Here is a 26,398-nt window from a genome sequence, read left to right as displayed (position 1 = left end):
ATAGATATTGAATTAGTACATATAATTTACAATATAAAAAGGAAGGGACTGGAATAAGATGGCGAAAAATACCGGAAACGACTATAGGAAAGGAGCTGTAAGAGATAGATCTCAAACTTACAATCCTAAAAATGACACGTGGGTTAAAAGGGATGCAAGTAACGGAAGATTTTTAGGTGCTAAAACATCTGATAACACTCCCTTTAAGGGTGTTAGGAAGGAAAAGTAACTTTTTAATAGAGGGTCAGTAATTTTAATATGTGTGGAGAACAGAGAGTAGTTTGCCTATTTTCATTGTAAACAAAACGAATTTAACTGATTGGTACGCCGATTCAAATAAAAGCAGCGGTTGAAACAGAAGTAATTCTGTCTTGACCGCTGCTTTTTTTAGCTGATCCAGTTTGGGTTTTGTCTATGTGATTTTAGAGTTGAGGCTATTTTATATTTGTTCAATTTTGAATTTATTATCTTCCTTTGAAAAAAACAAATATACCGACATAAAACGACAAATTTTTCATTAGGCAAATGGTATTATTACTTTTGTCTCATTTCATAGAATTGAGGTGCACTTAAATAGGTATTATCGATCAATTGGGAGAGTGGAATATGAAGAAAGTAGGCATATTGATTTTTTCCTTGCTGCTAATTCTAGCACAACCAGGATTTGCACAGGCTGCAACCAGTGGAAAAGAAGAATTAGAGAATCACTGGGCAGGTTCATTAATGAACGAGTGGCTAACCAAAGGGATCTTAAAAGGATACGAAAATGGCAAAGTATATCCTGATCGTCAAGTTACAAGGGCAGAGTTTATAACCATACTACATAAGGGGTTTAATGGCCAAAATACTTATGATGTATCGGAACAGAAAAGCAAGTTTAGCGATGTGAAGGAGAGCAACTGGTATTACAAAGATGTGTTGAAGGCTGTTGATGAGGGATTTATTAAAGGATATCCCAACAACACGTTTCAACCGAATAAGACTCTGACACGTCAAGAAGCTGCGGTTATACTAGCGAACAAGTTGCACCTGAAAGTAGATGATTTAAATCTTTTGAAAGAATATAAGGATTCAAATACTGTAGCTGAATGGGCTAATACTAGCTTTTCCGGTGTCTTAAAACACTCCATACTGCAAGGTTACCCTGATAAGACGCTGATGCCCAAGAATCAGCTAACGCGTGCAGAGGCGGTAACCTTACTAGATAAGGCTATTAAATTTGAAGCTTCCAATAAAACTGTAACGATTCCTCCTATTAATTCAGAAGGTAGTACAGATATTAAACAGAATGAAAATACTCAAACGGGTGGCAATACTACAAGTAATACGGATACAGATAAAAAATCAAAGAAAAATAAAATTGATACGAAACTGGATTCTGATAAGGATGGTTTGTCTGACTATAAAGAAGAAATGATAGGTACAGATAAACTCAAACCAGATACAGATGGGGACGGTTTAACTGATGGTCAAGAAGTAAACCTGATCGGCACTAATCCATTAAAAATTGATACCGATGGAAATGGTGTGAATGATGGTGATGAGGATAGCGACGGAGATGGCTTAACGAACGCGGAAGAGATAAAACTTGGAACTAATCCTGGTAACAAGGATACTGATTTCGACGGTTGGGATGATGCCTACGAGTTAAAGAAAGGTACGAATCCACTAGAGGCCGATTCAGATCACGATGGATTAAAGGATTCTATTGAGGAAAAATTTAAAATGGACCCTCTTAATCCCGACACAAATGGTAATGGTATTAAGGATGGAGACGAATCCGTTGTATATAAAACTGAGATAACCTCCTTTGAGCGTGACTCAAATGTTACCCCTTCAGTAAAAATTACTTCTGATGCCAAAGAGGCAACTTCTACAGTAATTACAAATGTGTATGGAATGGACGCCTTTATTGATAAGGATATTCCGGGGTATATTGGTGCGCCTTTTGAGTTCACGACAGATGTCAAATTTGCTACTGCCGCAATAACATTTGAGTATAATCCGAGCTTGGAGTCAGATGATTTCCGTCCGGAAATATTTTACTACAATAAAGAGAAGCAGCTCTTGGAAAAAGTAGAGAATCAAACGTATGATCCGAGTACCCATTCAGTAACAGCGATTGTCCCTCATTTTAGCACTTATATTTTGTTAAACGGTAAGGCATGGGATGCAGCTTGGGCTAAGGAAATTAGATTACCTAAAAAAGACCCTTCAACGGGGCGTGAGCGTAAAGTTGATGTCGTGTTTAGTATTGACACTTCGGGAAGTATGGCCTGGAATGATCCAAAGAAGATGAGATTGCAAGCAGTTAGTAATTTTGTAAGTAAGCTGGAAGAGGATGATAGAGCAGCGATTTATCAGTTCGATGATGATTCTGTTCAAAGAATTGCTTTGACCTCTGATAAGCAGTCAGTACAGGATGCTGTGTATAAGGTAAGTGGGTATGGAGGGACTAATATTTACTCTGCTTTAGATTCTGCATTAATAGAGCTAGAGCAAAATGGAGAAGACAACCATGATAAGTTTATTGTTCTGTTAACCGATGGGCAAGGAACCGAGGATAATGATCTTATTGATGACGCGTTACAAAAGGCAAAGAGTGAGAAAATCGCTGTTTATACAATTGGTCTTGGCGAATCTATTGATGAGAGAATGCTTAAGCGAATTGCATCAGAGACAGGAGGTTCGTATTTCCATGCTACAAATGCAGAATCAATTGACTTGGCGTATGACCATGTAGCGGACGAAACAATTGACGCCTCATTAGTATTGGACAGTGATAAAGATGGAATCCCTGATTATTTTGAAATTAATGGTGTTCGTCTAAGTAATGGAAAAATACTGTACAGATTATATCCAGATAATGATGGTAACTTGTACGGATTAGATCCTAATAATGCTGATACAGATGGGGATGGAATTCCCGATGGAGAAGAGCTAGTCTTAGCTTCTAAAAATTATGATCAAGACCCTGTTTATTTTACATTGATCTCAGATCCAACGAAAAAGGACTCTGATGGAGATGGTATGAGTGACACAGTTGATCCTCAGCCTCTAATTTATAATGTTACGGAACGCCATAATGTCATGGTTAGCGATTTGAGCTATGTGAATTTAGAATTCATACAAGGTAGGGAGTTTGGTGGGCCACTAGAAGAATCTATAATAGATAGATTTAAGGGTAGTGGAGCTTCTCCTGATACTGAGTTGGAAGGATGGAAGATTGTTAAAGCCTATGATAGTAAGTGGTACAACTTTAGTTTTGGAGCTGTAGCATTGAAAAAAGGCAACAACATTATTATAGCTTTTAGGGGAACTGAATCTGAAACGTGGGAGCAAATAAAAGACTTTGCCGCCGATTTAGCTATATTTGAAAATAATGATAATATACAGACGTATAATGCAGAGGATTTTGTAGCGAGTGTTATTGAAGAGAACCCAAAAGCTAATATCTATATTACTGGGCATTCATTAGGCGGTTTCTTAGCAAGTGTTATGTCATACGAATTAGCTTCCTTGAATCTAACCAATATTACGGGAAATAAAGATGCATATAAGGTGTTTAAAAATAGTGAGTATCAATTTATTAAGGGGAGAACATTTAATGCTGCCCCATTCTTTATTAATGGTTACTCTACAAATCTCGTAAAGCAGTGGGGAATAGAAATTTTCACCCCTTATACTGATGGCCCTGTCACACTTTCCGAATTACTGAGTGATAAATATAATGAGCAAATTGAAAATTTTACAACGGAAGGCGAATTTTTAAGCATTCTTAAGCAGTACGCTCTGGGCCTACGCCTAGGAAAGGTTTATCAGCCCTTTCCAAGCAGTGGGAGTATTATGGAAAGACACTCGATCTCTAAATTTTATGAACACTTTCCACTTAATTAAATTGAAATAAAACATGACAAGACAAAAAGGTTACTTTTCTTTTCTTGAATGGAGTGAATATGTTGAGGCCTAAAATGAAGGAAATAGAGATATCTACTGATCTACAATTGCAAAATTGTATGGATTCAAAAATAACCGTTCAGCTTTATCTGTGCGGTGAACTTGACTATACAGGGAGCATTGTTGGGTTTTCTGCTGATTCTATAGAAACAGAATGTGGACTTTATTTAAGAGAGAACTGCAAAGTGAAAACAAAAAATAATTACTTAAAGTTGTTAGAGTACTAGTTTTTAAATATTACGATTATGGAGCTGATTATTCATGTCAAACTTATGTACAGCGCTTACTGAAATTTTGCGAAGTATAGAAAAATATCCTGGCAACAATGATAATATAGGGAGACTATGGAAGAATATTTTTCAATTACAAAACAAGCCGGATTTTGAAGTATATATAAAGGATGCAGAATTCAGGTCGTTAATTTATAAAGCAAGGCTTGAGGCTGAAGAATTTGGTGGAAAAGAGAGAAATCCATTTCTAAAGCACTTTGATATAATTATGAAAATTTTTCAGGATTTGAGTTTACAAAGCAGTGTTCATAAAATCAAGCAAGATGAATTTAGTAATGCCTTGGTAGGCATTGAGGCATGCGCTTTTGCTCTTCAAATATCCGCCCCTCAGCCAAATGTTAATAAGGAAGAGTTAGACGAGTTCATTATTGAAATTGAAGAACTATTTCAACAAGCTGACAAGATAGATTTTCCAAGTGAATTGAAAATTCAAATACTAGATAACATACACTATATAAAAAAGGTGGTTGTTGATTTTAAGATTAATGGTTCTAAGGATATTAGGAGAGCAATTGAAGCTAATATGGGACAAATACTTTTGAATCACAAGACAATGAGTGAGACTAAAGGTGGGGGAGAGTATATTAGTGCTGCGATTGGTCTTATGAGCAAGATAAATACATTGTTCTCCTTTTATCATAATAGTCAGACGCTCTATTCAGGTGCAGTAGAATTTTTCAAATCATTAACCTAGAAAATGAATCAATAGTTGAATTTTCCGTGAGTGATAAACCAAGAGACTAGATCAGTTTTTATTATAAATGAGACAAATTAAACTAATCTAAATAAGAGCGGTGGTTGAAACAGAATTTACTTCTGTTTCAACCGCTTTTGTTTTACATCCATTTTAGCTTTACTTATCTTTGAAAAAATCAACTTTACTTGCATTATTAAAGGTTTCATTATTTATAGCTTTTTTACGGTCAGAGACGGCGGTATTCAGTTCCTAATGGCCAAACGTTTTGCGGGCTCGGACCTCTTTGGGATTCTGGGAGATGGATCTTCTACCGCAAACTTGCCGCGAAAGTTATCTATGATTTTTGTTTCTCTCCTAAAGTGTCTGGTAACCAGTGCTTATTTTGTATTCGTTTTCTTCTTGTTTCCTCAGAGAAGGGAACATTCTTTTCTTTTTGAATGCGAGAAATGACCTCTTGGTGAAAGTCAATGCCATTGAACCTTTCTTGAATTGTATCGGTGGGACCAATCTCGCAGCCTATCCATTTGCGGCGAAGGATTTCACTTGTTATATAGGTCGTACCACTTCCACCAAACGGATCGAAAACTGTGTCCCCTTCATTTGAAGCCATGGAAATTATACGTTCAAGTAATTTCAAAGGTAACTCATTACTGGAGCGGGTTTTGTATTTGCTATGTCGAACTGGGGGGATATCATGCCACACATCGGTTAGATTTATTCCAAGTGGATTAAGCTTGTCTTTGTAACCACCATAATCACGAATTTCTCCGCCGCAATGACGGCAAACTTCAAGTGGGCGCCGTTCTCCGTTATAGGTGCTTGGCTTATCTCCTTTGATATAGTAGAGCAAAGAGTAATGTGATGGATACAATTTATTTTTAATTGGCAAACGATACTTTATATCAACAGCAATCCAATGTCTGAGGGTGAGATACTTGTTTAGAATTTCAGAAATGTACGTATTCCAAACTGGGAGATTCCATATGAAGAGTGATCCCCCTTCCTTAAGCAGATCAACACATCCTAGTACCCATTCTTCAGTCCAATCTAAGTATTCTTGTTTTGAAAGCTTATCGTTAATCCCTGATTCGTAGCTTTTATCCAAATTAAAAGGTGGGTCAGCAAAAATCAAATCCATCGATTCTTTGGGAAGTGATTTCATTAATTTGATGCTGTCAGTTTGGTAAAGCTCCCCCAATTGGGTTGTGAAAACGGGTTTGAAATGTTCTTCTGTTGATTTACATTGATTACCCACATTTAGAAGTTTAGCAATATCTGCTGATTTCGAAGCAAGGAGTTGTTTTAGCTTGGTATTAAGAAAACCTGTTTTAAGTTGAAATTCCAGTTCGGAAAAACCGGTAAAATGGAGAATTTTATCTAAATCACTTTTATGTGGATAAATCATTTCCTCAGCATAGTATTTCAGCCTCGCCAATTTAATTCCAGCTGCTTTGGCGAAGGTTTTCAAGTCTTTATCATTCTGAATATTTAAAGCAAAATATAAGTTGTTATTCATTATAACCCTCCATCTTTCTATGATACCAGTTTTGATATTTGAAGTCATTGAAAAGTGCTTCATGCTAGGATACCATCTGATCCAAATGGTGATTATAAACATATTGGTCACAATCACAAAGAGACGTGGCACCATAAGAACCAATTAAGTCGTGTAGTTAATTGGAAAAAAATGGACCAAGCATTGTACAAATCGGAGAATTATGAAATTGATAAAGGAAAACAATGAACAAATGGAGCAACCAAAGGGAAATGGAAAGTTTCAACTATATAATGAGAGGAAAGGTAATGAGGTTAAGCCAATCAAAGATACCTTCTTTTTTGAGCTATTGAAATACATATGAAAGTTTGAACACAGAGTCGATGTATGTCTACGTTATTGAAATTGAGCATGACCGTGTTACCTTTGTTCCCTAACCAAGAATCAGTAAAGGGGCTGATAGACGTGCACTAGTATGACTGATAATATTAAGGGGAAGAGCGGAGGAGGAAAATATATGAAGGTTGTTACTTTCTTTAATAACAAAGGTGGAGTAGGGAAAACAACTACTGTTGTAAATCTAGCTAGTTACCTAAGTGCTAATCGGAATAAAAAGATTCTTTTGTTAGATTTAGATCCTCAGTCAAATTCGACTCAGCTTGTAGTACCTATAGAACAATGGGATAATTTCTATGGCGAGCAACCAGTACAAAAAACAATATATAATTTTTTTGAGGAAATGGATGAAGGTGAAGCTAAATTAGAGTTCCACAGTATACCCATAAAAGCTGAGGATAACAATTATAGTTTTGATATGATACCGGGACATCCTAGACTCGCGATGATCGATGATCGAATGAGTAAGAGCTGGAATGGAACAATTGGGCAAGACAAGGGTGAATTAAGAAAGTTGAATTGGTTAAACCAATTTAAAGAATGGGTTGCACAATTTGATTATGACTATGTTTTTATTGATGTTGGGCCTTCGCTTGGTGCACTAAATAGAAGTGTCCTACTTAATACAGATTACTTTTTTACCCCAATGGGATCGGATATATTTAGCTTAATGGGAATAGAAAATATCTCTACATGGATGAAGCAATGGATGGAATTATATAAGGATGCGTTAAGTAATTTTCAAAAGAGTGATCCTGCGTTTGATTTAGGTAAATTTAGTGCTAAGCATTCTGTAAATATTGATATTAGTAGAAGTTGTAGATTTTTAGGCTACTCCATACAACAATATTCAAAAAGAAAGTTTAAAGAAGGTGTGAGGCCAGTTATAGCTTATGAAAACGTTATAAAAGAGATGCATGGTAAAATACTAAGATATTTGGGGGGGTACATACCTGAGGGGATAGAGGAAGACGAAATCAAGTTAGGTGATATACCATATGTTTATAGTATAGTTCCTTTATCTCAGACCTCTAATACACCTATATTTAGTTTGAATTATAAGAGTGGATTGAGAGGGAATCAAACAAGTAGTGTAGCCGAATATACAGAGTATATCGATGGAATTTGCTCCAATTTTTTGAAAAATATTGGTGATACAAATGAGTAAGATAATTTGGCCAAATAACTTAATTGAAGAGTTAGCTTACAGAAGAGCCATATTATTTTTAGGTTCCGGAGTATCTGCAACTGCCAAGAATGATGATGGTAAATCACCAGAGACTTGGGGAGAATTCTTAAATAATATCAAAGCGCTAATGAGAAATCCACAAAAAGAGGATATAGCATTTATTGATAAGATGTTGACTCAAGAGAATTATCTATTAGCATTACAAGCGATTTATGACTTAAGTGATTCGGGGGCATATAGTAAATACTTGAAGGATACCTTTTCAAGAGGTAGGTTTAATCCCTCTCCAGTGCACAAATCGATTAAAAAGATAAATTCGAAAATAGTAGTCACAACTAATTTCGATAAAATTTATGATAATTTGTGCAATGAAGATTTGTACGTAAAGTATGATTATATGAAGGCGAAATCTATAATTTCAAATATTAAATCCCCAGAAAATGTAATTATAAAAGCTCATGGAAGCATAGATGATACGGATGAAATGATATTTACATCGCAGCAGTACTTTGAAGCTCAAGAAAACTACCCTGAGTTTTACTCTCTTCTAAGAGCACTTTTTCTTACTAATACAGTTTTATTCCTGGGGTATAGTTTAAACGATCCAGATATTAATCTAGTATTACAGTCATTATCTAACACATCAAGTAGCGCATCTCCTCATTATATAGTTTTAAAAGAGGGTACTTCGGAACACATAATTAAGCATTGGGAAAAAACATATAATGTTCGGTGTCTAGAATATGGACCGAGTTATGATAACTTTGAAGAAAATATTGAGGAACTTCAGGAAGCAGTTGCACAGTTAAGGATTGAGAGAGGTATTTACGAATAAATATTATGATATCATAAACTGACGGAATAAATTAATTTTCTCTCAATAGGCGGTGAATTGTGGTTTTGAACAGCCACGGTTCGTATTTATGAACCCATGTCCATCCAAAACCACAATTTTAATGGATATGATTCTAGTTCAAACATTACAACAGTACGGTCAGTTGCTCTTGTTGACTCTTTTTATAGTACTATCACTTTTTTACAGAAGCCCATATAATCGTCCTTGGTTACGAATCACTGTTGTAATGTAATTGTTTTAAACATTCGTTGTTACCTTTTCGACACTACATGCCTCGACGGGTCTCCATTCACTGATATGGATAAACGTGAAGGGAAACACGGGAAAATAGGCATTGTGGTTCCCGAGAGGAACCGACTGTTAATCGCTGAAATCGAGTTTAGATCAATTAATAAAAAGCAGAAGAAGCCGATTAATAAACTAATCGGCTCATTTTTTGCTAATTCTATCTCAGTGACGTAATTTACATTCAAAATTAAACCGACACTGGATTTGGAATTGGCAAATGATCTGGTATAGTTACAACTGAACCCAAAATTGGGACACCTGCACCGCATCGATCTGAATCAAGAGTTAGAGGCTTGCATTGCTGGCGAAGCAACGCCATGAGTGCTTCAACCCTCTGTCGGTTTCGCGTTTTAAATTCGGATTGGAAAATTGGGTGATGCGCTAATAAGAGCGCTGCCATTCCTGTAACGTGAGGAGCTGCCATAGAGGTACCTGAATCAAGTTTAAAAACACTGCCTGGCGCAGTTGAAATAATGCTTACACCGGGCGCACAAACGTCAACCTCTGGCCCAAGGCATGTAAATATTGGTGAGAATAAGTTACCATCGAGTTTATCTGTAACAGTCAACGAATCCAGCGAATTCGACTCAACTGATTGTAGATCACCGATTGCTGAAACGGTTAAGACTTGAGCAGACGAACCGGGATACAGTACTGTTTTGTTTTCTTTAAATGAGTTGCCTGCCGCAACAACACAAGTAATGCCATCATCAACTGCTGCCATAATAGTTTGCTCAATGATCGGATCGTATCCCTCTACACCAATGCTCATGTTAATGATGTCAATGTCATTGACTATACAATATTCGAGTGCATGATGTAACGCGCTTAAACCCACTTCCTTATCTCCAGGGAAAATCTTAAGAATATGAACCTCCGCTTCGGGTGCGAATCCACGAAACATTGAATGTTCACTGCTTTTGGCAGCAATTACTCCCGCACAATGAGTACCATGGTTATAAGGGTCATTACTCCAAGATGAGCTATCGGCGTTTCTGCTTGAGAAATCGACACCTTTGAGAATATGACGAAGCGACGGATGGGAATTATCGCATCCGCTATCGATAATTGCTATCTTTACCTGTTTGCCGTCGATATCGGGAGGCATCTTAGAAAGGCCCATGAGGTTTTGCCCCCATCCTAAGGAGAAATGCTTGATGTCGCTCCCGTTATTTTCGAAAATCGAAGTTAAGTAAATGGTATTGGTGATTCCTTCTTCTAGCTCAGGGTTATTTTTTATAAAGCTCCAGTAGCTGTGAGGGGGCATGATTTTCAGTTGAAATGGTGAATTAGGGGCAACCATCTGAACATGTAACTCCACTATACCTTCTTCATTTGTTACCCCAACAGCGGGTTTGAGACCATCACCTGTGATATAAACATTCACGCCTTTCAATGGTGCATTGCTGTCTTTACCATTGATTAATAACTTGAAAATTTTCGTTGTAAAGTTTGTACTTGTCGAAAATATTTTGAGGTATTCCAGGTCCATAGAACTCAAATGCCTTAAAGTTTGATTTTCTGAGATAATCACCTGAGGATTTTTCTGAAACTGCTCGGCCTCCTGTGGGGACATACGAACAACAAGTACATCTGTTGCTATTCCTTCTCCACTTGGCATCCCTAACAACTGTAGAGTTTTATTACTGCGTTCAATACGATCGATAATCTCTATATTACTACTGGTTAGCAGCGTGTCCAATTCTTGTGTAGACATCGGTCTAATGTTCATGTCTTGCAGGAAGATGCCCGTTCTTGGAACAATCATATAACTTTTTTTATCGTTATTGTTTCCGATAACTTTTTCCACAGATACTCTCTCCTTAGTAGATATAGATTTGTAAAAAAATCACGCAAAGCAGAATTCATTGCTCTGCGTGATTTTGGCTGCTAGTGTATTTGTGTTGCCTGTGGTTGGGAGTTCGCGGACGACATCAGAATAATTTTTACAAGCTCCCCGATGCCTTGAGCTGTCAACGTAGGCTGAAGCGTCGGTTGGGAGTTTGCGGACAGCAATGCAGGGATCAACGGCAACACCTTTTTGATAATATCCTCAAAGTCAATGCCCTGAGCTGTAAGCTGCGAGCTCGCTGGCTGAAGTGTTGGTTGGGAGTTCGCAGTCGACATTAGAATAATTTTTACAAGCTCCCCGATACCTTGAGCTGTCAACGTAGGCTGAAGCGTCGGTTGGGAGTTCGCGGACAGCAATCTAGGAAATGTTGGCAACAACACCTTTTTGATAATATCCTCAAAGTCAATGCCCTGAGCTGTAAGCTGCGAGCTCGCTGGCTGAAGTGTTGGTTGGGAGTTCGCAGTCGACATTAGAATAATTTTTACAAGCTCCCCGATGCCTTGAGCTGTCAACGTAGGCTGAAGCGTCGGTTGGGAGTTTGCGGACAGCAATGCAGGGATCAACGGCAACATCTTTTTGATAATATCCTCAAAATCAATGCCCTGAGCTGTAAGCTGCGAGCTCGCTGGCTGAAGTGTTGGTTGGGAGTTCGCGGACAGCAATGCAGGGATCAACGGCAATAGAATTTTTGCGATATCTGCCCAGTTCTTGTCCTGAGTGGAGAGGGGGATGATCGGAGAACTTACGGTTTTTGGATTAGTTTCGAACCAACTAGTCATTTGCAAAACTCCTTTTTTAGTTGTTATTTGAACCAAAGGTATTATGGCCAGTAAAATCTGGTCTATGCATCTTTTTTTTATTTTCCAAAGTTCAATTGTCGTTTACCTTTTATCGAGGCAGTCGAATTGTTTCAGTAATATTGATTGATTTCACTGGAAATGATAATGCCCAATTGCTAAAGGGATTGCTTAAAGAGAGTTGCTGATTTACTGAACGAATTACAGAAAAGGTTGCTCCCATGGCTGTGGGTCTGCTAGAAACTCAACTCAATATTTTCATGTATATCGAAGATGAGTTTGATGAGAAGTCGCCCGGCATTTTTTTCTCTATTGCGGAGAAAGAAAACATTGGAAGTCGGAAGTGAAAACTTACAAGTGAGGGTGGAGAGAGAGTTATTCTCTCATGAACCACCGGTTGCGTTTATCAGAATCAGCGCCATCATTTTGTATTAAGGTGTGTTCCTAAATTCCTTAACAAGGCTTAAATAATATAGATGAGTACACGATACGAAATCCAAGATAAACAATGGCGGCTGGTTCAAGTATCCATTTCGACCTGAACGAGAACCCCAAGGAGGACGCCTGCTGTGAATAATCAACGGATGTTAAATGCCATGCTTTGGGTTGCTCATTTGAGCACTTTACGAAGAGATCTTCTATACACGTTTCCCAATTGGGGATTTATGTATAATTACTTTTGGTACTGCGAGGAAGGGGTTTGAGGTAAGGGTCTAGAGTATGTTTCACTTGATCTTAACGAAGAAAGCGTAATGATTGATGCTACAATTGTAAGAATCCATCAGCCTGGATCAGGCGCAAAAGAGGCAAGACAAGCATCGGACGATCCCGAGGCGGACTAAGCGCGAAAATTTCATTTCCTAGTTGATGCGTTGCGAAATTGATTTCGTTTCGAATTGACAGGTACGCTTGTTATCGAATCAAAAAGAAAACCTCCTCTAGCACGTGTGTTGTTGGAGAATTGGATTGGTCCTGAATCAGAGGAATAGTGGATTCATCAAGGTGTTGCGGAATCGAATACGTGTATACGAAGAACTTTAATACGGTTAACATCGATGATTTGTGTAGAACATTTCCAGTTGAGATTGGGAGTATGGGATATGGTTTAGAGCTCAATCACATCATGGGCTTTGATTTTTTCTGTTCAGACACAATATAAAATTTGGTCCTAAGCAACCTCCTCGAACAATCTAAGCATCACGTGTCGGCGAATTGTGGATTTGCCATGCCACGGTTCGCCTCCATACGTAGTATCAGTAACGGACACCATTCGGTGTCCGTTTTTTCTCGTGGACTCGAAAAGGGAGGACCACTTCGGCTCGATGGCTTCTATTTTCTCTGCCATCGAATACGATAGATTCAGATATAAGGTGATATAGCTAGGACGACAAAATATTTTGACAGAATATTTATCGTGTGGGAATATTGAGGTATCTGATTTTGTAGTGAAGAGGTGTTGCCATTACCGACTAAGTAGTAGTAACCGTTAAATTAATTCATAACTGAGTTGCACAATCTACTAAAAGGGGTCTGAGAGAGATGTCTAACCTGTTTGAAAAATTTAGATTGATAACCATGGTACTTTTAATGTTATTTATGATGACTTCTAATAACTCAGGTTTTGTCTATGCTTCGTCCAACGAAATATCTGCATCTAATCCTTCACATCAGTTCATTAATGTTGCAGCTGACTCCCTCAGGTCATATGCAGTTAAATCAGACGGAACTGTATGGGGTTGGGGATCAGGGTTGAACGAAAGAGGCGAGTTGGTTGGTTACCCTAACTTTGTTGAAATTCCAGTGAAGATTCCAAATGTGAGTGAAATAACGAAAGTTGTTGGTGGGATGAATAGTTTTCAGCTTGCCTTGAAATCAGACGGAACTGTATGGTCCTGGGGATATAACAGCGAAGGTCAGCTAGGCGACGGAACAAATACTTACAGATCGAAACCTGTAATGATACATAATCTACATGATGTAATTTCTATATCAGCTGGAAGTCATCATTCACTGGCTTTAAAATCAGATGGAACAGTATGGACTTGGGGCTATAACGCATATGGAATTTTGGGGGATGGATCTTATGTTGATCAATATACTCCAGTTCAAGTGAAAAATTTGTCAAATGTCATTTCTATCACAGGTAGTTATGAAAAATCAAAAGCTGTCAAATCAGATGGGACTGTGTGGGAGTGGGGATACTTAGTTAATGGTTCAAATTATCAGACCACACCAACACAAATTTTAGGAATAGAAAATGTAAAAGCACTCGCTAATATTTCTACATTAGCTACACTGGCACTTAAAGCGGATGGGACTGTCTGGGTTTGGGATGACTATAGATCAACTCCTACACAAGTTGAAAATCTAGATAACATTGTAGCTATATCAAATGGAATGGCATTGAAGTCAGATGGGAAAGTTGTATTAATTAAAGAAGACATATTCACTAATCAAATTGAAGTAACTCCAGTTGAATTAACAGATGTCACTCAAATATCTAAAACATACGCCCAATACCCCGGTCATCAACTAGCAATAAAAAAAGATGGATCGGTCTGGGCTTGGGGCGGCAACGATTATGGACAGTTAGGTGATGGTACACTTGATGATAAGCTCATACCAGTTGAGGTGAATTTCCCTGGTGATGAACTTGTCCACAGTGTTACAGGTTCCGTATACGGTATTGAGGGTATGCCAGTGGAGTATGCTACCGTAACAGCTAGCACGTATAACCAATCTTGGACGGTGACTACGGATGTGTATGGGAAATACACACTATTACTTCCTTCAGAAATTTATACATTAAGCGTTTATGCAGATGGCTATGTAGATAATTCAAAATCAAATGTAAGTGTGACTTCAAGTGCGTATGATACATTTGATTTTAACTTGGTGGGGTATGGTGGATTTGTTAAATTAGTATTTAAAGATACTGATGGCAAAGCATTAATAAATCCAATGATATCTATAAAAAGAATGGATAATAGCACCGTCTACTCAGGAGTAATTTATGGGAAAGACGAATGGGTTTATCCTTTAGGTGTTGGGACATATAACGTTACAATTGGTGAAGTCACTCGTCTTGTTGATGTTGAACTAAATAAATTATACATTTTTGACCCAATGAACTCTAAAGCTGGAAGTGTAATAAAAGGTAAGGTGAGTGGAGTTGATGGCTATCCAGTGGAGCAAGCTACGGTAATTGCTAGTACGTACAATCAATTATGGACAGCTACGACCGATGTATATGGGGAATATACTCTCTCGGTTCCTTCCGGAAAATATACGTTGAATGCCTTTGCCAATGGGTATATTAAAAGTTCCAAATCAGATGTGAGTGTTACTTCTAGTGTTTATGAAACAGCTGATTTTAACCTGGTTGGCTACGGTGGATTTGTTAAATTCGTATTCAAAGATGCTGAGGGTAAACCCTTGTCAAATCCATATCTGTCCATAAGAAGAGCAGACAATACCTTTACCTACTCGGGAATCGTCTATGGAAAAGATGAGTGGATATATCCACTAAGTGTTGGAGAATATGATATCACGATTGGTGAAGTTACTCGACGCATTAATGTAAAGCTTAATGAACTATTAATACTTAATCCAGCTGACCCAAATTAAGCCGGTTACGGGGCGATACTCGGGTGACATCAAAACTGTGACTACACCCGTAGAAGCTTATGTGTCGTTATCTTCGGACAGGGGTTCGACTCCCCTCGCCTCCATTTGAGTAAGACAAGAAAGCCATCAGCCCGTGATTCTGGTTGGTGGCTTTTTATTATGGCTCTAGTAATTGAGTTGAAAGGTTTTACACAACTTGTAGCTTAAAGGTGTCTCTAAGTGTTCTGGCTGCTTTTCTTTTCGAAAAAGTATTGACACGGATAGAAAAGTATTATATCTTTATATCAAGATAAATAAATTAAAGATAAAAGTGATCATAAAATTTTGAATAGGGAGGTATATACATGATTACCATTTTAGAAAGAATTAATCAGCTTGCAAAAAAAGCGAAAGAAGTTGGGTTGACTGAAATTGAAAAAATGGAACAAACGGATCTTCGCAAAGAATACCTTCAAATCTTTCGGGGCTCTGTACAAAGCATTCTCTTGAATGCTACGATCTATGATCCGAATGGAGATGATGTTACTCCTGAAAAACTTAGAAAAGAACAGGCTCGAGTCGCTAAGCAATAGATTTAATTTTATTTAATATCTCTAATTTAATAATCTTAAAATAATATAATATGGAGAGTGATTCTTATGTTGGCAAGTGGATTGTTATTGATACGTTTGGTGGTTGGATTATTATTGGTGGGGCATGGAGCGCAGAAGCTTTTTGGGTGGTTTGGCGGCTATGGTCCAAAGGGTACGGGCGGTTGGATGGAATCGATTGGCATTAAGCCCGGAGTATTCATGGCAGTGGCTGCTGGGTTGATGGAATTGTTGGGAGGAGCTCTATTTGCTGTAGGATTGCTCACTCCACTGGCTGCATTGTTGATTACGGCGACTATGCTCGGAGCAATTTTCAAAGTACATGGCCAAAACGGGATCTGGGCAACGGCTAATGGCTATGAATATCCGCTAGTTCTTATTGCAGTTGTAATCGGTATTGCGTTGACAGGAGCAGGTTCATATTCCATTGATGCAATACTTAGATAAAACATGATGTTTAGGTCATTAAAAGTCATCAACAACAAAAAATAAAGGTTCCTACGATTAAAGGAGGGTTTCATATGTCACTTCAAACTACAGGTATCCATCATATTACTGCTTTTGCCGGTAATCCGCAGGAAAATGTCGACTTCTATGCCGGCGTCCTGGGACTTCGGTTAGTGAAGAAAACGATCAACTTCGATGCTCCTGAGGTTTACCACTTGTACTTTGGCAACGATGCAGGGAGTCCTGGAACGATCATTACCTTTTTTCCTGCACCAGGAACTCCCAAAGGGCGAATCGGAGGAGGCCAGGTGGGCATAACCTCGTATGTAGTACCCCCAGGTTCACTTGATTTTTGGCAGCATCGTTTGCAAAGCTTGGATATTCAAGTTACGAAAACGAGCCGTTTTTCTGAACAATATCTTCAATTCGAGGATAATGAGGGTTTACGTCTTGAGCTTGTTGAACGTGAAGAGGGAGCGAATAGTACTTGGTCTTACGGTGGCATTTCAGCCGATAAAGCAATTAAGGGGTTTGGAGGTGCCGTGCTATTTAGTGTCAATCCACAGAGAACGATGGATGCATTGGAGAGCATACTCGGATTTACGAAAATCGCTGAAGACGCCGAATATGCGCGTTATCAGTCCGTAGGAGAAATCGGCAACATCGTGGATGTCCCACTCGCCAAAATAGGTCTAGGCTTTGGTGGAGCAGGCACGGTACATCACATTGCATGGCGTGCAAAAGACTTCGAACAACATGAAGAATGGAGAAGCGCAGTCCAGCATTATGGCTATCAGCCGACTCCAATCATAGACCGCCAATATTTTAATGCGATATATTTCAGAGAAGCGGGCGGCATATTATTTGAAATTGCTACAGATCCACCGGGATTTGCTAACGATGAACCTACTGAATCTATGGGGCAGAAATTAATGCTGCCAGAGTGGTATGAACCGCAGCGGGCTCAAATCGAGGCGAATCTGCATCCTATTAAAGTGAGAACATTAACGGAAAAACAAAAGTAAGTAAAAGTTGCATACGACTCTTCCATAAGATAGCTTGCCGAGTTTGGCCTGCTCTCATATGGAGGAGTCTTTTTATTTCGGGAAAGATTCATGTGTCTCGGGACCTTCCAGCCTCTTGCTATTCCACCAGCTTTTCAGACTTCACCAGCATTTCTCGTAATACGTGAGCGACTCGACTTTTCCGGTTCGCTGCTTTCCTTTTTATCAAGTGTAATGACTTTTTGTATGCAAGAGTATGGCTTTGATCGTAGAACTGTTTGGCTGCAATGCGTAGTGTTCTTCTTAATAACAGTGCTGATGAGCGTGTTAACCTAGAGCGGAATCCCCTGCGCAATACCCGCAATGTATTTTTGTAGGTCTCGAAATCCTCGGATGGAGGGATAAGGGCAAATAAATTTAACGAGGAGTCATTGAAACCGTAGGTTTCATACATGATCCTCAGATTTTCCGTATTTAAGACGTTTCCTCTGAGATAGGTTGGATGTTCCTGATGATACCCGACCACCTCTTTGATGCAATAAAAAGGGATCTTCAAGCGATGCAGTCTATAGCCAAGGTCCCAGTCTTCGAGTCCATAGAGCACAAACCGTTCATTGAAACCTCCAATACGAATCAAGTGACTGCGTCTGATGGCTACACAACGAGTAACCAGCAGCATCCAGGGGGCTACGTCCGTTGAGGCAAATTGTTTCTGCGTATTCGGAGGAACCCTTGTGGGACTAACTACTTTAGACAGTGCACCCGTTTGGTGAAGGATATCTTCTGGGGTTATGATCGGAGTAATTTCGTTTGCTGCTTCATAGTCAGCATTCCATAAGTTGGACTGCGTAAGTATGTTGCGACATTGTTCTTTTTCTTCAGGAGAAAAGTCAGGGTAATAATGGGTAAAAGCATCGTCCCACGAGTGAGGAATGCCTGAAAGCACGGACTTGGGATATTTACGGTGATAACGGCTCACGATCCTAATAAATTCCGGTAATACTACAAAGTCAGCGTCGCAGAAGATGATGTATAGCCCTCTTGCACGGCGCAGTCCCAAATTTCGAACGGCAGATCGACCGCGTTGTTCCTGATGTGACACATAGATAAGAGGATAGGATGCTTTGAAGTCTTCGACCATTTCTCTCGTTCCGTCTGTAGAACCGTCATCAGCTACAATGACTTCGAATAGTTGCTTTGGATAGGTTTGTGTCTCAAATGAAGCGAGTGTAAGCAACAATTGCTGGACTCGATTATAGGTTGGAATGATGACGCTGTAGCGGATAGCCAATATGATCTCCCCCCCACCATTTTTATTAGTGAACGTATGAACAAGATAAATAATAACAATGTATTCAAGGATTTTAGCCTGGTCTAGTCAAACATCCCTCAAGGTTCGAAACAGGCTTGGTCTTATCGCGGAAGTTAAGGTGGGAGTTCTGTATTTTCTGCTAATTTGCAGGTACGTTCAGTGGTGTTATGTATGTATAATCATGGTATTATGCATAGAGATGTAAAGTAAAAGCGCGGGCGTTTCCTATCCGCTGAAAGCCCACTCAGCATACAGAAACAAACATGAGATGAAATGGGCAAGTTATGGTAAACTATATGGAGTTATAGAAGACCTGAAAGAGGAGTACTATATGACACAATTTGTCTATAAGCAAATTATTGACGATCTCAAGATGAAAATCTTTGCTGGAAAGTTTGCAGATATGAGATTGCCAGATGAACGTAGTCTTAGTGAGACTTACCAGGTTAGTCGTAGTTCAATTAAACGTGCTCTGACTAAAATGGAGAATGTCGGAATTATTTTTAAAAAACAAGGTTCCGGGACATTTATTAATCCATTATACATAAGAAATGAATCTATCTTTAACTACGAAGGCTCTAATCTAGGAGTCACTGATAATTTTCAAATGCATGGTAAAAAGCCAAAAATCAAAGTACTGAGTTTTGAGGTCATTCCGCCAACAGAAGAATTACAGCGCGATTTGTTCTTGGAGACTCATGATTTTGTATACAAAATTGTCCGCTTACGTTTGTTTGATGATGATCCTTTTATGATTGAAACAGGCTATATCCCTATTAAAATTGTTCAGAATTTAAATCAGACTATTATCGAGGGGTCCATTTTTAATTATTTGGAAGACTCGCGGAACTTGGCCGTCACCAAATCTTTTTTATCCATTTTTGCAGAACCGTCCCAAGAGAATGATCAAAAGCTGCTACATTTAAATGAAAATGAGCCTGTAGGTATTATGGAAGGTGTGTTCTTTTTAGATAACGGTACGCCATTTGAGTTTTCTCATATGCGATTTCATTACAAATATTTAAAATTTAATACCTTTGTATCGGTTCACTAATGATAAGACTGGAGAATTCTCCGGTCTTTTTTTTATAATTTTGAGAAAAGGATTGGAGCCTGCGATTGCAACGTTTATTACAAATTTTATTGGTTTATACTTCTATATATTTTAATGTAAGAGCTTTTTTACTGTCTTTTTAATTTATATTTCATAGTATGTTCAAAATTTCACAAAATTGGACCGTATCACTTGTGAAAAAGGTTGAATTTAATCGGCGCGGCGTTATGATGTACATGTAGATGAAATTTCCGGAAATAAATTACAAACAATACTACTTAGGGAGTGGACACCATGTCATTATCACCCGTGTTAGCAGATTATTCATCTAAAACATATTTAGAAAAACTTGATGCATATTGGCGTGCAACGAACTACATTTCGGTAGGTCAGCTTTATTTAAAAGATAATCCTTTGTTGAGAGAGCCTTTAAAAGATTCAGATGTGAAGGTTAAGCCTATTGGACACTGGGGCACAATTCCAGGACAAAACTTTATTTATGCACATCTAAATCGTGTTATTAATAAATATGATTTGAACATGCTTTACATTGAGGGCCCTGGTCACGGCGGTCAGGTTATGGTTTCAAATTCATATCTGGATGGAAGTTACACCGAAATCTATCCGCAAATTACGCAAGATATCCCAGGTATGAAGAAATTGTTCAAACAATTCTCTTTCCCTGGCGGTATTGCTTCACATGCTGCTCCTGAAACACCTGGATCTATCCATGAAGGTGGAGAATTAGGCTACTCCCTTTCTCATGGTGTAGGTGCCATTCTGGATAATCCTGATCTGATTTCGGCTGTTGTTATTGGTGATGGCGAAGCTGAAACGGGTCCACTAGCCGCTTCGTGGTTCTCTAACAGATTTATCAACCCGATCACGGATGGTGCAGTGCTGCCAATCTTGCACTTGAATGGCTTTAAGATTAGTAACCCAACGATTATGTCTCGTCAATCGAAAGAAGAATTGACCTCATACTTTAAAGGTTTGGGCTGGGAGCCATTCTTTGTTGAAGGTGAAAATCCGGATCACATGCATCCAGAAATGGCGAAAGTATTGGATACGGCCATCGAGAAAATTGAAGCTATTCAAAAGAATGCGCGTGAAAATGATGATCTTACTCGTCCAGCGTGGCCGATGATTGTATTCCGTTCACCTAAAGGCTGGACGGGTCCAAAGGAATGGGACAACGTGCCGAATACAAATTCATTCCGTGCCCATCAGGTTCCAATTCCGGTCGATCAAAAAAATATGCAGCACGCACCTGCTTTGTTAGAATGGTTGAATAGCTACAGACCAGAGGAATTGTTCGACGAAAACGGTCGTTTAAACTCTGAGCTTGCTGAAATTCTGCCTACAGGCGATAAACGTATGGGAATGAACCCTGTTGCGAATGCGGGTAACCTCATTAAAGACTTGAAGTTACCGGATTTCCGTAACTATGCGCTGGATAATTCCGTACCTGGTAAAGTGATTGCGCAAGATATGTCGGTTTTAGGGAAATACGTTAAAGATGTGGTTGTCTTAAATGAAGAAAATCGTAATTTCAGAATCTTCGGACCGGATGAAACAATGTCTAATCGCTTGGCTCCTGTTTTTGAAGTAACCAAACGCCAATGGATGGACCAAATTATTGAACCTAATGATGAATTTTTGTCGTCCTATGGCCGCGTAATTGACTCCCAATTATCCGAACACCAGGCTGAAGGATTGCTGGAAGGTTATGTGTTAACTGGTCGTCATGGTTTCTTTGCAAGTTACGAAGCTTTCCTGCGTGTGGTTGACTCAATGATCACCCAACACTTTAAGTGGCTGCGTAAAGCAACGGATCAAGGATGGCGTGCAGATATCCCATCATTGAATGTCGTAGCAACTTCAACGGTGTTCCAACAGGATCATAATGGGTATACACACCAAGATCCAGGTTTGTTAGGTCATTTGGCTGATAAAAAACCGGAATTTATTCGGGAGTATCTGCCAGCGGATGCCAATTCCTTGTTGGCTGTTTTCGACACTATTTTAAACGACCGTCAAAAGATCAATTTGATTGTTTCGTCCAAACACCCACGTCCACAATGGTTTAGTGCTGATGAAGCGAAAGAATTGGTGGATAAAGGGTTGAAGATCATTGACTGGGCAAGTACAGATCAAGGTGGAGAACCTGACCTTGTCATTGCTTCTGCTGGCACAGAACCAACGATTGAAAGTTTAGCTGCAATTTCTATTTTGCATGAAAAACTGCCTGAATTGAAGATTCGGTACATCAACGTGGTAGATTTGCTGAAACTGAGAAGTCAAAAACTAGACCCGCGTGGATTATCTGACGCCGAGTTTGATCACTTTTTCACAAAGGATAAACCAGTAGTTTTCGCTTTCCATGGTTACGTAGGTCTGATCAAAGATCTGTTCTTTGATCGTCACAATCATAATTTACGTGTACATGGTTACCGTGAGAACGGCGATATTACGACACCATTTGATATGCGTGTATTGAATCAAATGGATCGTTTTGACTTAGTGAAGGAAGCTGTTCTCAACTTACCTGACGCTGGGAAGTACACCAACATTGTGGATGAAATGGATGCTACGGTTAAGAAACATCATCAATTCATTCGCGAAGAGGGCATTGACTTGCCAGAGGTAGAGAACTGGGTATGGAAAGGCTTGAAATAAAAATTAAGACGCTTCAACTTTGTGTTGGACAACCAAGCAATTCAGCATGAAGTGGAATATATGATTTGGTAGCGGTATACGAGTGCCTGACTCCTTGAATTCAAGTATGATTTCAACGGGGATCAGGCACTTTTTGATGTAGCATACAGAGAATTTAATAGGAAAGTCACGAACTGGTGGGTAATAAGTATAGGAGGAACCGAGTCATTTGCTGTATTTTTCTGAGCATTAAAGGTGTTGCGGTATAAGAGAATAGTAAAGGAGGCTGTTAATATGAACGATCCAATTCCGGAGAAGGTATTGAATGATGGCACTAAGGTGCCCGTCATTGGATTTGGGACTGCTGGATTGAAGGGTGCAGATGGAGTCAAGGCAATTACCAGCGCGATTGATGCAGGTTACCGTCTGATCGACACAGCGTTCAACTATGAAAATGAGGGTGCTGTCGGGAAAGCGGTCCAGCAGAGCTCTGTGTCCAGAGAAGAATTGTTGATTTGCTCCAAACTACCAGGTCGCCGACATGCTTACCAAGAAGCCATTGTAACGATCGAAGAGTCATTATATAGAGGAGGTCTGGACTATTATGATCTGTACCTAATCCATTGGCCGAATCCCCAAATTGATCGATATGTTGAAGCCTGGCAGGCGTTAATTGAGGCGAAGAAAAGGGGCTATATCCGTTCCATTGGGGTGTGCAATTTCTTGCCCGAGCATAATGAACGTTTAATTCGGGAAACAGGTGTCACGCCGAGCTTAAATCAAGTTGAATTGCACCCATTATTTAATCAGGAACATCAGCGTGCAAAAGATGCTGAACAGGGCATCGTGACGGAATCGTGGAGCCCCTTGGGTCGTGGTCACAGTATGCTGGAGAATGAAGAGATTGGGAAAATTGCTGCTGCTCATGGTAAAACGAATACACAAGCGATTTTACGTTGGCATATCCAACTTGGAGCAATCCCGATCCCGAAGGCCTCTTCTTTGAAACACCAAACGGAGAATTTGGATATTTTTGATTTTGAGTTGTCTCCAGAGGAAATGAACATGATTTCGGCATTTAGCAGTGAGGATGGACGGATCTGGGGGCAGGACCCCAAGTCCTATGAAGAACTATAATCAGGAATAATAAAATAAAGGGGTTCAAAAATCTGTAGCGGGTTTTTGGACCCTTTGCTTTTATCATAAAACGAACACACATCCGAAAGTGATCAGTGGGTCAGTATATAGAGCTATAATGAACATTTTTTACTGGATTTGATGTATGATATGGTGGAATGTAGTCCTTTCGAAGGAGGTCATCATGGGAATTTTGTCGAGGTTTAGGGATATTATGAAAATGAATGTTAACGCCTTAATGGATAAGGTGGGAGATCCGGAGAAAACCATTAACGATTATATGCGGAATTTGAACAGTGATCTAGGCAAGGTGAAAGCGGAGACGGTATCAGTATTGGCTGATGAGAGAAGGGCGAAAAGAGCACTGGATGAATGCAAAGCCGGGATCAAAAAGCTCCAGCATTATGCCAGTAAGTCTGTGGAAGCTGGTAATGAAGAGGAAGCTCGAAAGTTTCTGGAGAGAAAAGGTTTGCAAGCGGAGAAATTGGAACAATTACAAACGTCCTATGATGTAGCTTCGACAAACGCCGTAAATATGAAGATAATGCAGGAGAAGTTGGTGTCCGATATGGGGCAACTAGAAGCGCGGCACGCTGAACTTAAAGGGAAGATGGCGGTTGCCAAAGCACAGCAAACCTTGAATTCTATCGGCAACGGGAATTCTGCTTTTGAGGTTATGGAAGAGCAGGTGAACAGAGCGTATGATGAAGCGATGGCTATAGCCGAGCTTCGGGCAGGAACGAAGGACGACCTGGATGCCTTATTTGCACAATACGAGAAGAGTACGAATACAGAAGATGAATTGGCTGCAATCAAAGAAAAAATCAACCCTAAGGAATCATAACAGTATCTACATGAAGAGGTGAGCAGATGCCGGTTATCGAATACAAATGCCCCAACTGCGGCAGCGGTATGGTCTTTGACAGTGAGACAGGGAGGTTATCCTGTCATAGTTGCGGAAGAGAGGACAATATCGAATCTATTCCTGATCCTCTGATAAATCGTATTTTTTCAGAAGATGAGGCTCATGAGTATCATTGTAATAACTGCGGAGCGGTGATTATGACCGAAGTGGAGACGAGTGCAACGGTGTGCAGCTTTTGTGGTTCTGCCGTGGTTCTCGGGGATCGACTGACTGGGAAGCTGGCTCCAGCGCAGGTTATTCCTTTTTCAATCAGTAAGGAAGAAGCCATAGCTGCTTTCAAAAAATGGTGCAAGAATGGCCGTCTGACGCCGAATCGGTTCATGATAGCAGACCGAATCAAGGGAATAACCGGGATGTATGTGCCTTTCTGGTTATATGAATTACATAATAAAATTGAGGTTCAAGGTGAAGGTACCCAAGTGCGAACCTATACGAGTGGAGACTACGAATATACGGAAACGAAGCATTTTGATGTATATCGGAAAATCCGTTTGAATTATGTAAAGGTTCCGATTGATGCTGCGGAGAAAATGAACGACGAGCTGATGGATAAATTGGAGCCATTTCCATACGATCAGCTAAAACCCTTTAAAATGCCATATCTAGCAGGTTATATTGCAGAGAAATACAGTTATAACGAAGAAGAGCTTTTCCCGCGAGTGAAAGAAAAAGTGAAGGAATATATTGATGCTTATATTCATTCTACGGTGTCAGAGTATACGGCCGTGAGTTATACGGAAAAGCAAATTGATACTACATTAAAACAAGCGGATTATGTCCTGCTCCCCGTGTGGGTCATACACTATGACTATAATCAATTGGAGCATACATTTGCTATGAACGGACAGACGGGCAAGGTAGTCGGTAAGCCTCCGATTAGCAAGTTCAAAGTGACGGCTTGGTTTGTAGGCATTTTCGGCATGACTCTCTTCTCATTAAGGTTAATCACTTGGTTGATGATGGGAGGGGAATTCTATTGAAAAAGCATAGAGCCATTGTAGCCGTCTTGTTGTTCTTTGCTGTTTTTCTGGCGGTTCCTATGGAAATGAAGGGCGAACCAGCTACGACAGAAATGAAGCCATTGATTTATGATGAAGCGGGTTTGCTTAATCAAGAAGAGTATAATGTGTTGAACACGATGGCTAATCAATACGGAGCGGAAAGAGAAACGGACATTATTATTTATACTACCCTCAATCCCGACAATATGGATGTTATGAAAATGACGCAGGATTTTTATGATGACCATGGTCCGGGGTATGACAGATCTCATGGGAACGCGGTTATTTTAACGATGGATATGAGAAATAGAGAGGTGTACTTGGCCGGATTTTATAAGGCAGAGCGGTATCTGGATGATGACAGGCTTACTAAAATACGCCATGAGATTAGCCCGGATCTGACGAACGGCAACTATGGGCTGGCATTTCAAAAGTATATTCTAAGCGCGCACAAATATTTGGCCATCCGTCCAGGGGTGAATCCAGACAGTATATTTTTTAAAGGATGGCTTCATTTGGCGATGGCGCTGGGATTGGCAGCGTTGATCGTGGGCAAGATGGTTTCCAATTCTGGCGGTCGGGTTACGGTAAATCGGCAGACCTACGAGGATGCGAACGCTTCAGGAGTTCTGGAGCATCGAGATCAGTATCTTCACACAACGACAACAAAACGGAAGATTGAAAAGAGCAGCAGTAGCAGCAGCTCAGGCGGTGGTGGCGGAACTACCAGCGGCGGTCATTCGCATAGTGGCAGCAGAGGATCATTTTAACTGAGGATTTTGTGGAAATCCAATAAGCGACTTTCAATGAATAATATATAGATCGA

Annotated in this window: 19 protein-coding genes; 15 read left to right on the top strand and 4 right to left on the bottom strand. The window is 39.7% G+C overall.

Annotated features, from left to right (window positions below; genetic code table 11):
• Nucleotides 1-606 precede the first annotated feature (606 nt).
• Complete coding sequence (locus ACEN8J_RS21210; protein ID WP_495593943.1) at nt 607-3,897, top strand: S-layer homology domain-containing protein; 3,291 nt, start codon at nt 607-609, stop codon at nt 3,895-3,897.
• A 321-nt stretch (nt 3,898-4,218) separates the two neighbouring features.
• Nucleotides 4,219-4,941 (top strand): hypothetical protein, encoded by a 723-nt coding sequence (locus ACEN8J_RS21205; protein ID WP_495593942.1) that lies wholly within the window; start codon nt 4,219-4,221, stop codon nt 4,939-4,941.
• A 337-nt stretch (nt 4,942-5,278) separates the two neighbouring features.
• Here ACEN8J_RS21205 and ACEN8J_RS21200 read toward each other — a convergent pair whose 3' ends face one another.
• Nucleotides 5,279-6,460, bottom strand: coding sequence for a DNA-methyltransferase (locus tag ACEN8J_RS21200; RefSeq protein ID WP_495593941.1), 1,182 nt, complete (start codon nt 6,458-6,460; stop codon nt 5,279-5,281).
• A 160-nt stretch (nt 6,461-6,620) separates the two neighbouring features.
• Here ACEN8J_RS21200 and ACEN8J_RS21195 point away from each other — a divergent pair, with 160 nt between their 5' ends.
• The 3 genes from ACEN8J_RS21195 to ACEN8J_RS21185 all read left to right on the top strand — a co-directional run bounded on the left by ACEN8J_RS21195 (nt 6,621) and on the right by ACEN8J_RS21185 (nt 8,859).
• Nucleotides 6,621-6,803, top strand: a complete 183-nt coding sequence (locus tag ACEN8J_RS21195) for a hypothetical protein (protein ID WP_495594561.1) — start codon at nt 6,621-6,623, stop codon at nt 6,801-6,803.
• 153 nt (nt 6,804-6,956) lie between these two features.
• Entirely contained in the window at nt 6,957-8,003 is a 1,047-nt protein-coding gene (locus tag ACEN8J_RS21190) for a ParA family protein (protein WP_495593940.1), read from the top strand.
• Nucleotides 7,996-8,859, top strand: a complete 864-nt coding sequence (locus ACEN8J_RS21185) for an SIR2 family protein (RefSeq protein ID WP_139625340.1) — start codon at nt 7,996-7,998, stop codon at nt 8,857-8,859. The genes ACEN8J_RS21190 and ACEN8J_RS21185 overlap by 8 nt, the downstream gene beginning before the upstream one ends.
• A 496-nt stretch (nt 8,860-9,355) precedes the next feature.
• On the opposite strand, the gene ACEN8J_RS21180 is transcribed toward ACEN8J_RS21185, so the two are convergent.
• The gene (locus ACEN8J_RS21180) at nt 9,356-10,978 is read right to left on the bottom strand and encodes a S8 family peptidase (protein WP_495593939.1); all 1,623 of its coding nucleotides are present in this window, start codon (nt 10,976-10,978) and stop codon (nt 9,356-9,358) included.
• A gap of 80 nt (nt 10,979-11,058) precedes the next feature.
• Nucleotides 11,059-11,799: a hypothetical protein gene (locus ACEN8J_RS21175; protein ID WP_495593937.1), complete on the bottom strand. Its 741-nt coding sequence runs from the start codon at nt 11,797-11,799 to the stop codon at nt 11,059-11,061.
• 1,557 nt (nt 11,800-13,356) lie between these two features.
• On the opposite strand from ACEN8J_RS21175, the gene ACEN8J_RS21170 reads away from it, so the two are divergent.
• The 4 genes from ACEN8J_RS21170 to ACEN8J_RS21155 all read left to right on the top strand — a co-directional run bounded on the left by ACEN8J_RS21170 (nt 13,357) and on the right by ACEN8J_RS21155 (nt 17,506).
• Nucleotides 13,357-15,444: a carboxypeptidase regulatory-like domain-containing protein gene (locus ACEN8J_RS21170; protein WP_208332763.1), complete on the top strand. Its 2,088-nt coding sequence runs from the start codon at nt 13,357-13,359 to the stop codon at nt 15,442-15,444.
• Nucleotides 15,445-15,788: 344 nt separating this feature from the next.
• Complete coding sequence (locus ACEN8J_RS21165; RefSeq protein ID WP_029516934.1) at nt 15,789-16,016, top strand: DUF896 domain-containing protein; 228 nt, start codon at nt 15,789-15,791, stop codon at nt 16,014-16,016.
• 66 nt (nt 16,017-16,082) lie between these two features.
• Nucleotides 16,083-16,481, top strand: coding sequence for a DoxX family protein (locus ACEN8J_RS21160; RefSeq protein ID WP_029516933.1), 399 nt, complete (start codon nt 16,083-16,085; stop codon nt 16,479-16,481).
• A 74-nt stretch (nt 16,482-16,555) separates the two neighbouring features.
• On the top strand, nt 16,556-17,506 hold the full coding sequence (locus tag ACEN8J_RS21155) for a ring-cleaving dioxygenase (RefSeq protein ID WP_495593935.1): 951 nt from the start codon (nt 16,556-16,558) through the stop codon (nt 17,504-17,506).
• Nucleotides 17,507-17,624: 118 nt separating this feature from the next.
• Here the strand turns inward: ACEN8J_RS21155 and ACEN8J_RS21150 are convergent, their stop codons facing one another.
• Entirely contained in the window at nt 17,625-18,776 is a 1,152-nt protein-coding gene (locus tag ACEN8J_RS21150; protein ID WP_495593934.1) for a glycosyltransferase, read from the bottom strand.
• Between the two features lie 352 nt (nt 18,777-19,128).
• Between ACEN8J_RS21150 and ACEN8J_RS21145 the strand changes: the two genes are divergently transcribed.
• From ACEN8J_RS21145 to ACEN8J_RS21120, 6 genes are all read left to right on the top strand, one after another.
• Nucleotides 19,129-19,851 carry a GntR family transcriptional regulator gene (locus ACEN8J_RS21145; RefSeq protein ID WP_023986502.1) on the top strand — a complete coding sequence of 241 codons (723 nt, stop codon included), beginning with the start codon at nt 19,129-19,131 and terminating at the stop codon, nt 19,849-19,851.
• A 294-nt stretch (nt 19,852-20,145) separates the two neighbouring features.
• Nucleotides 20,146-22,530, top strand: coding sequence for a phosphoketolase family protein (locus ACEN8J_RS21140; protein WP_495593933.1), 2,385 nt, complete (start codon nt 20,146-20,148; stop codon nt 22,528-22,530).
• Nucleotides 22,531-22,803: 273 nt separating this feature from the next.
• Nucleotides 22,804-23,646 (top strand): aldo/keto reductase, encoded by an 843-nt coding sequence (locus tag ACEN8J_RS21135; RefSeq protein ID WP_495593932.1) that lies wholly within the window; start codon nt 22,804-22,806, stop codon nt 23,644-23,646.
• Nucleotides 23,647-23,830: 184 nt separating this feature from the next.
• Nucleotides 23,831-24,490, top strand: coding sequence for a PspA/IM30 family protein (locus tag ACEN8J_RS21130; RefSeq protein WP_495593931.1), 660 nt, complete (start codon nt 23,831-23,833; stop codon nt 24,488-24,490).
• Between the two features lie 26 nt (nt 24,491-24,516).
• On the top strand, nt 24,517-25,551 hold the full coding sequence (locus ACEN8J_RS21125; RefSeq protein ID WP_495593930.1) for a TFIIB-type zinc ribbon-containing protein: 1,035 nt from the start codon (nt 24,517-24,519) through the stop codon (nt 25,549-25,551).
• The gene (locus tag ACEN8J_RS21120) at nt 25,548-26,342 is read left to right on the top strand and encodes a TPM domain-containing protein (protein WP_495593929.1); all 795 of its coding nucleotides are present in this window, start codon (nt 25,548-25,550) and stop codon (nt 26,340-26,342) included. Before ACEN8J_RS21125 ends, ACEN8J_RS21120 begins: the two co-directional genes overlap by 4 nt.
• The last annotated feature ends 56 nt before the right edge of the window (nt 26,343-26,398 follow it).

The organism is Paenibacillus sp. Paensp38, assembly GCF_059491915.1.
Note: the sequence above shows the minus strand (reverse complement) of the source record. Positions and strands in the feature narration are given on the sequence as shown.

What these genes read in the sequence shown, in the direction of transcription:
- ACEN8J_RS21200 (WP_495593941.1), bottom strand. Translation starts at nt 6,460, where the DNA reads ATGAATAACAACTTATATTTTGCTTTAAATATTCAGAATGATAAAGAC.
- ACEN8J_RS21135 (WP_495593932.1), top strand. Translation starts at nt 22,804, where the DNA reads ATGAACGATCCAATTCCGGAGAAGGTATTGAATGATGGCACTAAGGTG.
- ACEN8J_RS21125 (WP_495593930.1), top strand. Translation starts at nt 24,517, where the DNA reads ATGCCGGTTATCGAATACAAATGCCCCAACTGCGGCAGCGGTATGGTC.
- ACEN8J_RS21140 (WP_495593933.1), top strand. Translation starts at nt 20,146, where the DNA reads ATGTCATTATCACCCGTGTTAGCAGATTATTCATCTAAAACATATTTA.
- ACEN8J_RS21165 (WP_029516934.1), top strand. Translation starts at nt 15,789, where the DNA reads ATGATTACCATTTTAGAAAGAATTAATCAGCTTGCAAAAAAAGCGAAA.
- ACEN8J_RS21190 (WP_495593940.1), top strand. Translation starts at nt 6,957, where the DNA reads ATGAAGGTTGTTACTTTCTTTAATAACAAAGGTGGAGTAGGGAAAACA.
- ACEN8J_RS21130 (WP_495593931.1), top strand. Translation starts at nt 23,831, where the DNA reads ATGGGAATTTTGTCGAGGTTTAGGGATATTATGAAAATGAATGTTAAC.
- ACEN8J_RS21205 (WP_495593942.1), top strand. Translation starts at nt 4,219, where the DNA reads ATGTCAAACTTATGTACAGCGCTTACTGAAATTTTGCGAAGTATAGAA.
- ACEN8J_RS21210 (WP_495593943.1), top strand. Translation starts at nt 607, where the DNA reads ATGAAGAAAGTAGGCATATTGATTTTTTCCTTGCTGCTAATTCTAGCA.
- ACEN8J_RS21175 (WP_495593937.1), bottom strand. Translation starts at nt 11,799, where the DNA reads ATGACTAGTTGGTTCGAAACTAATCCAAAAACCGTAAGTTCTCCGATC.
- ACEN8J_RS21170 (WP_208332763.1), top strand. Translation starts at nt 13,357, where the DNA reads ATGTCTAACCTGTTTGAAAAATTTAGATTGATAACCATGGTACTTTTA.
- ACEN8J_RS21145 (WP_023986502.1), top strand. Translation starts at nt 19,129, where the DNA reads ATGACACAATTTGTCTATAAGCAAATTATTGACGATCTCAAGATGAAA.
- ACEN8J_RS21155 (WP_495593935.1), top strand. Translation starts at nt 16,556, where the DNA reads ATGTCACTTCAAACTACAGGTATCCATCATATTACTGCTTTTGCCGGT.
- ACEN8J_RS21185 (WP_139625340.1), top strand. Translation starts at nt 7,996, where the DNA reads ATGAGTAAGATAATTTGGCCAAATAACTTAATTGAAGAGTTAGCTTAC.
- ACEN8J_RS21160 (WP_029516933.1), top strand. Translation starts at nt 16,083, where the DNA reads ATGTTGGCAAGTGGATTGTTATTGATACGTTTGGTGGTTGGATTATTA.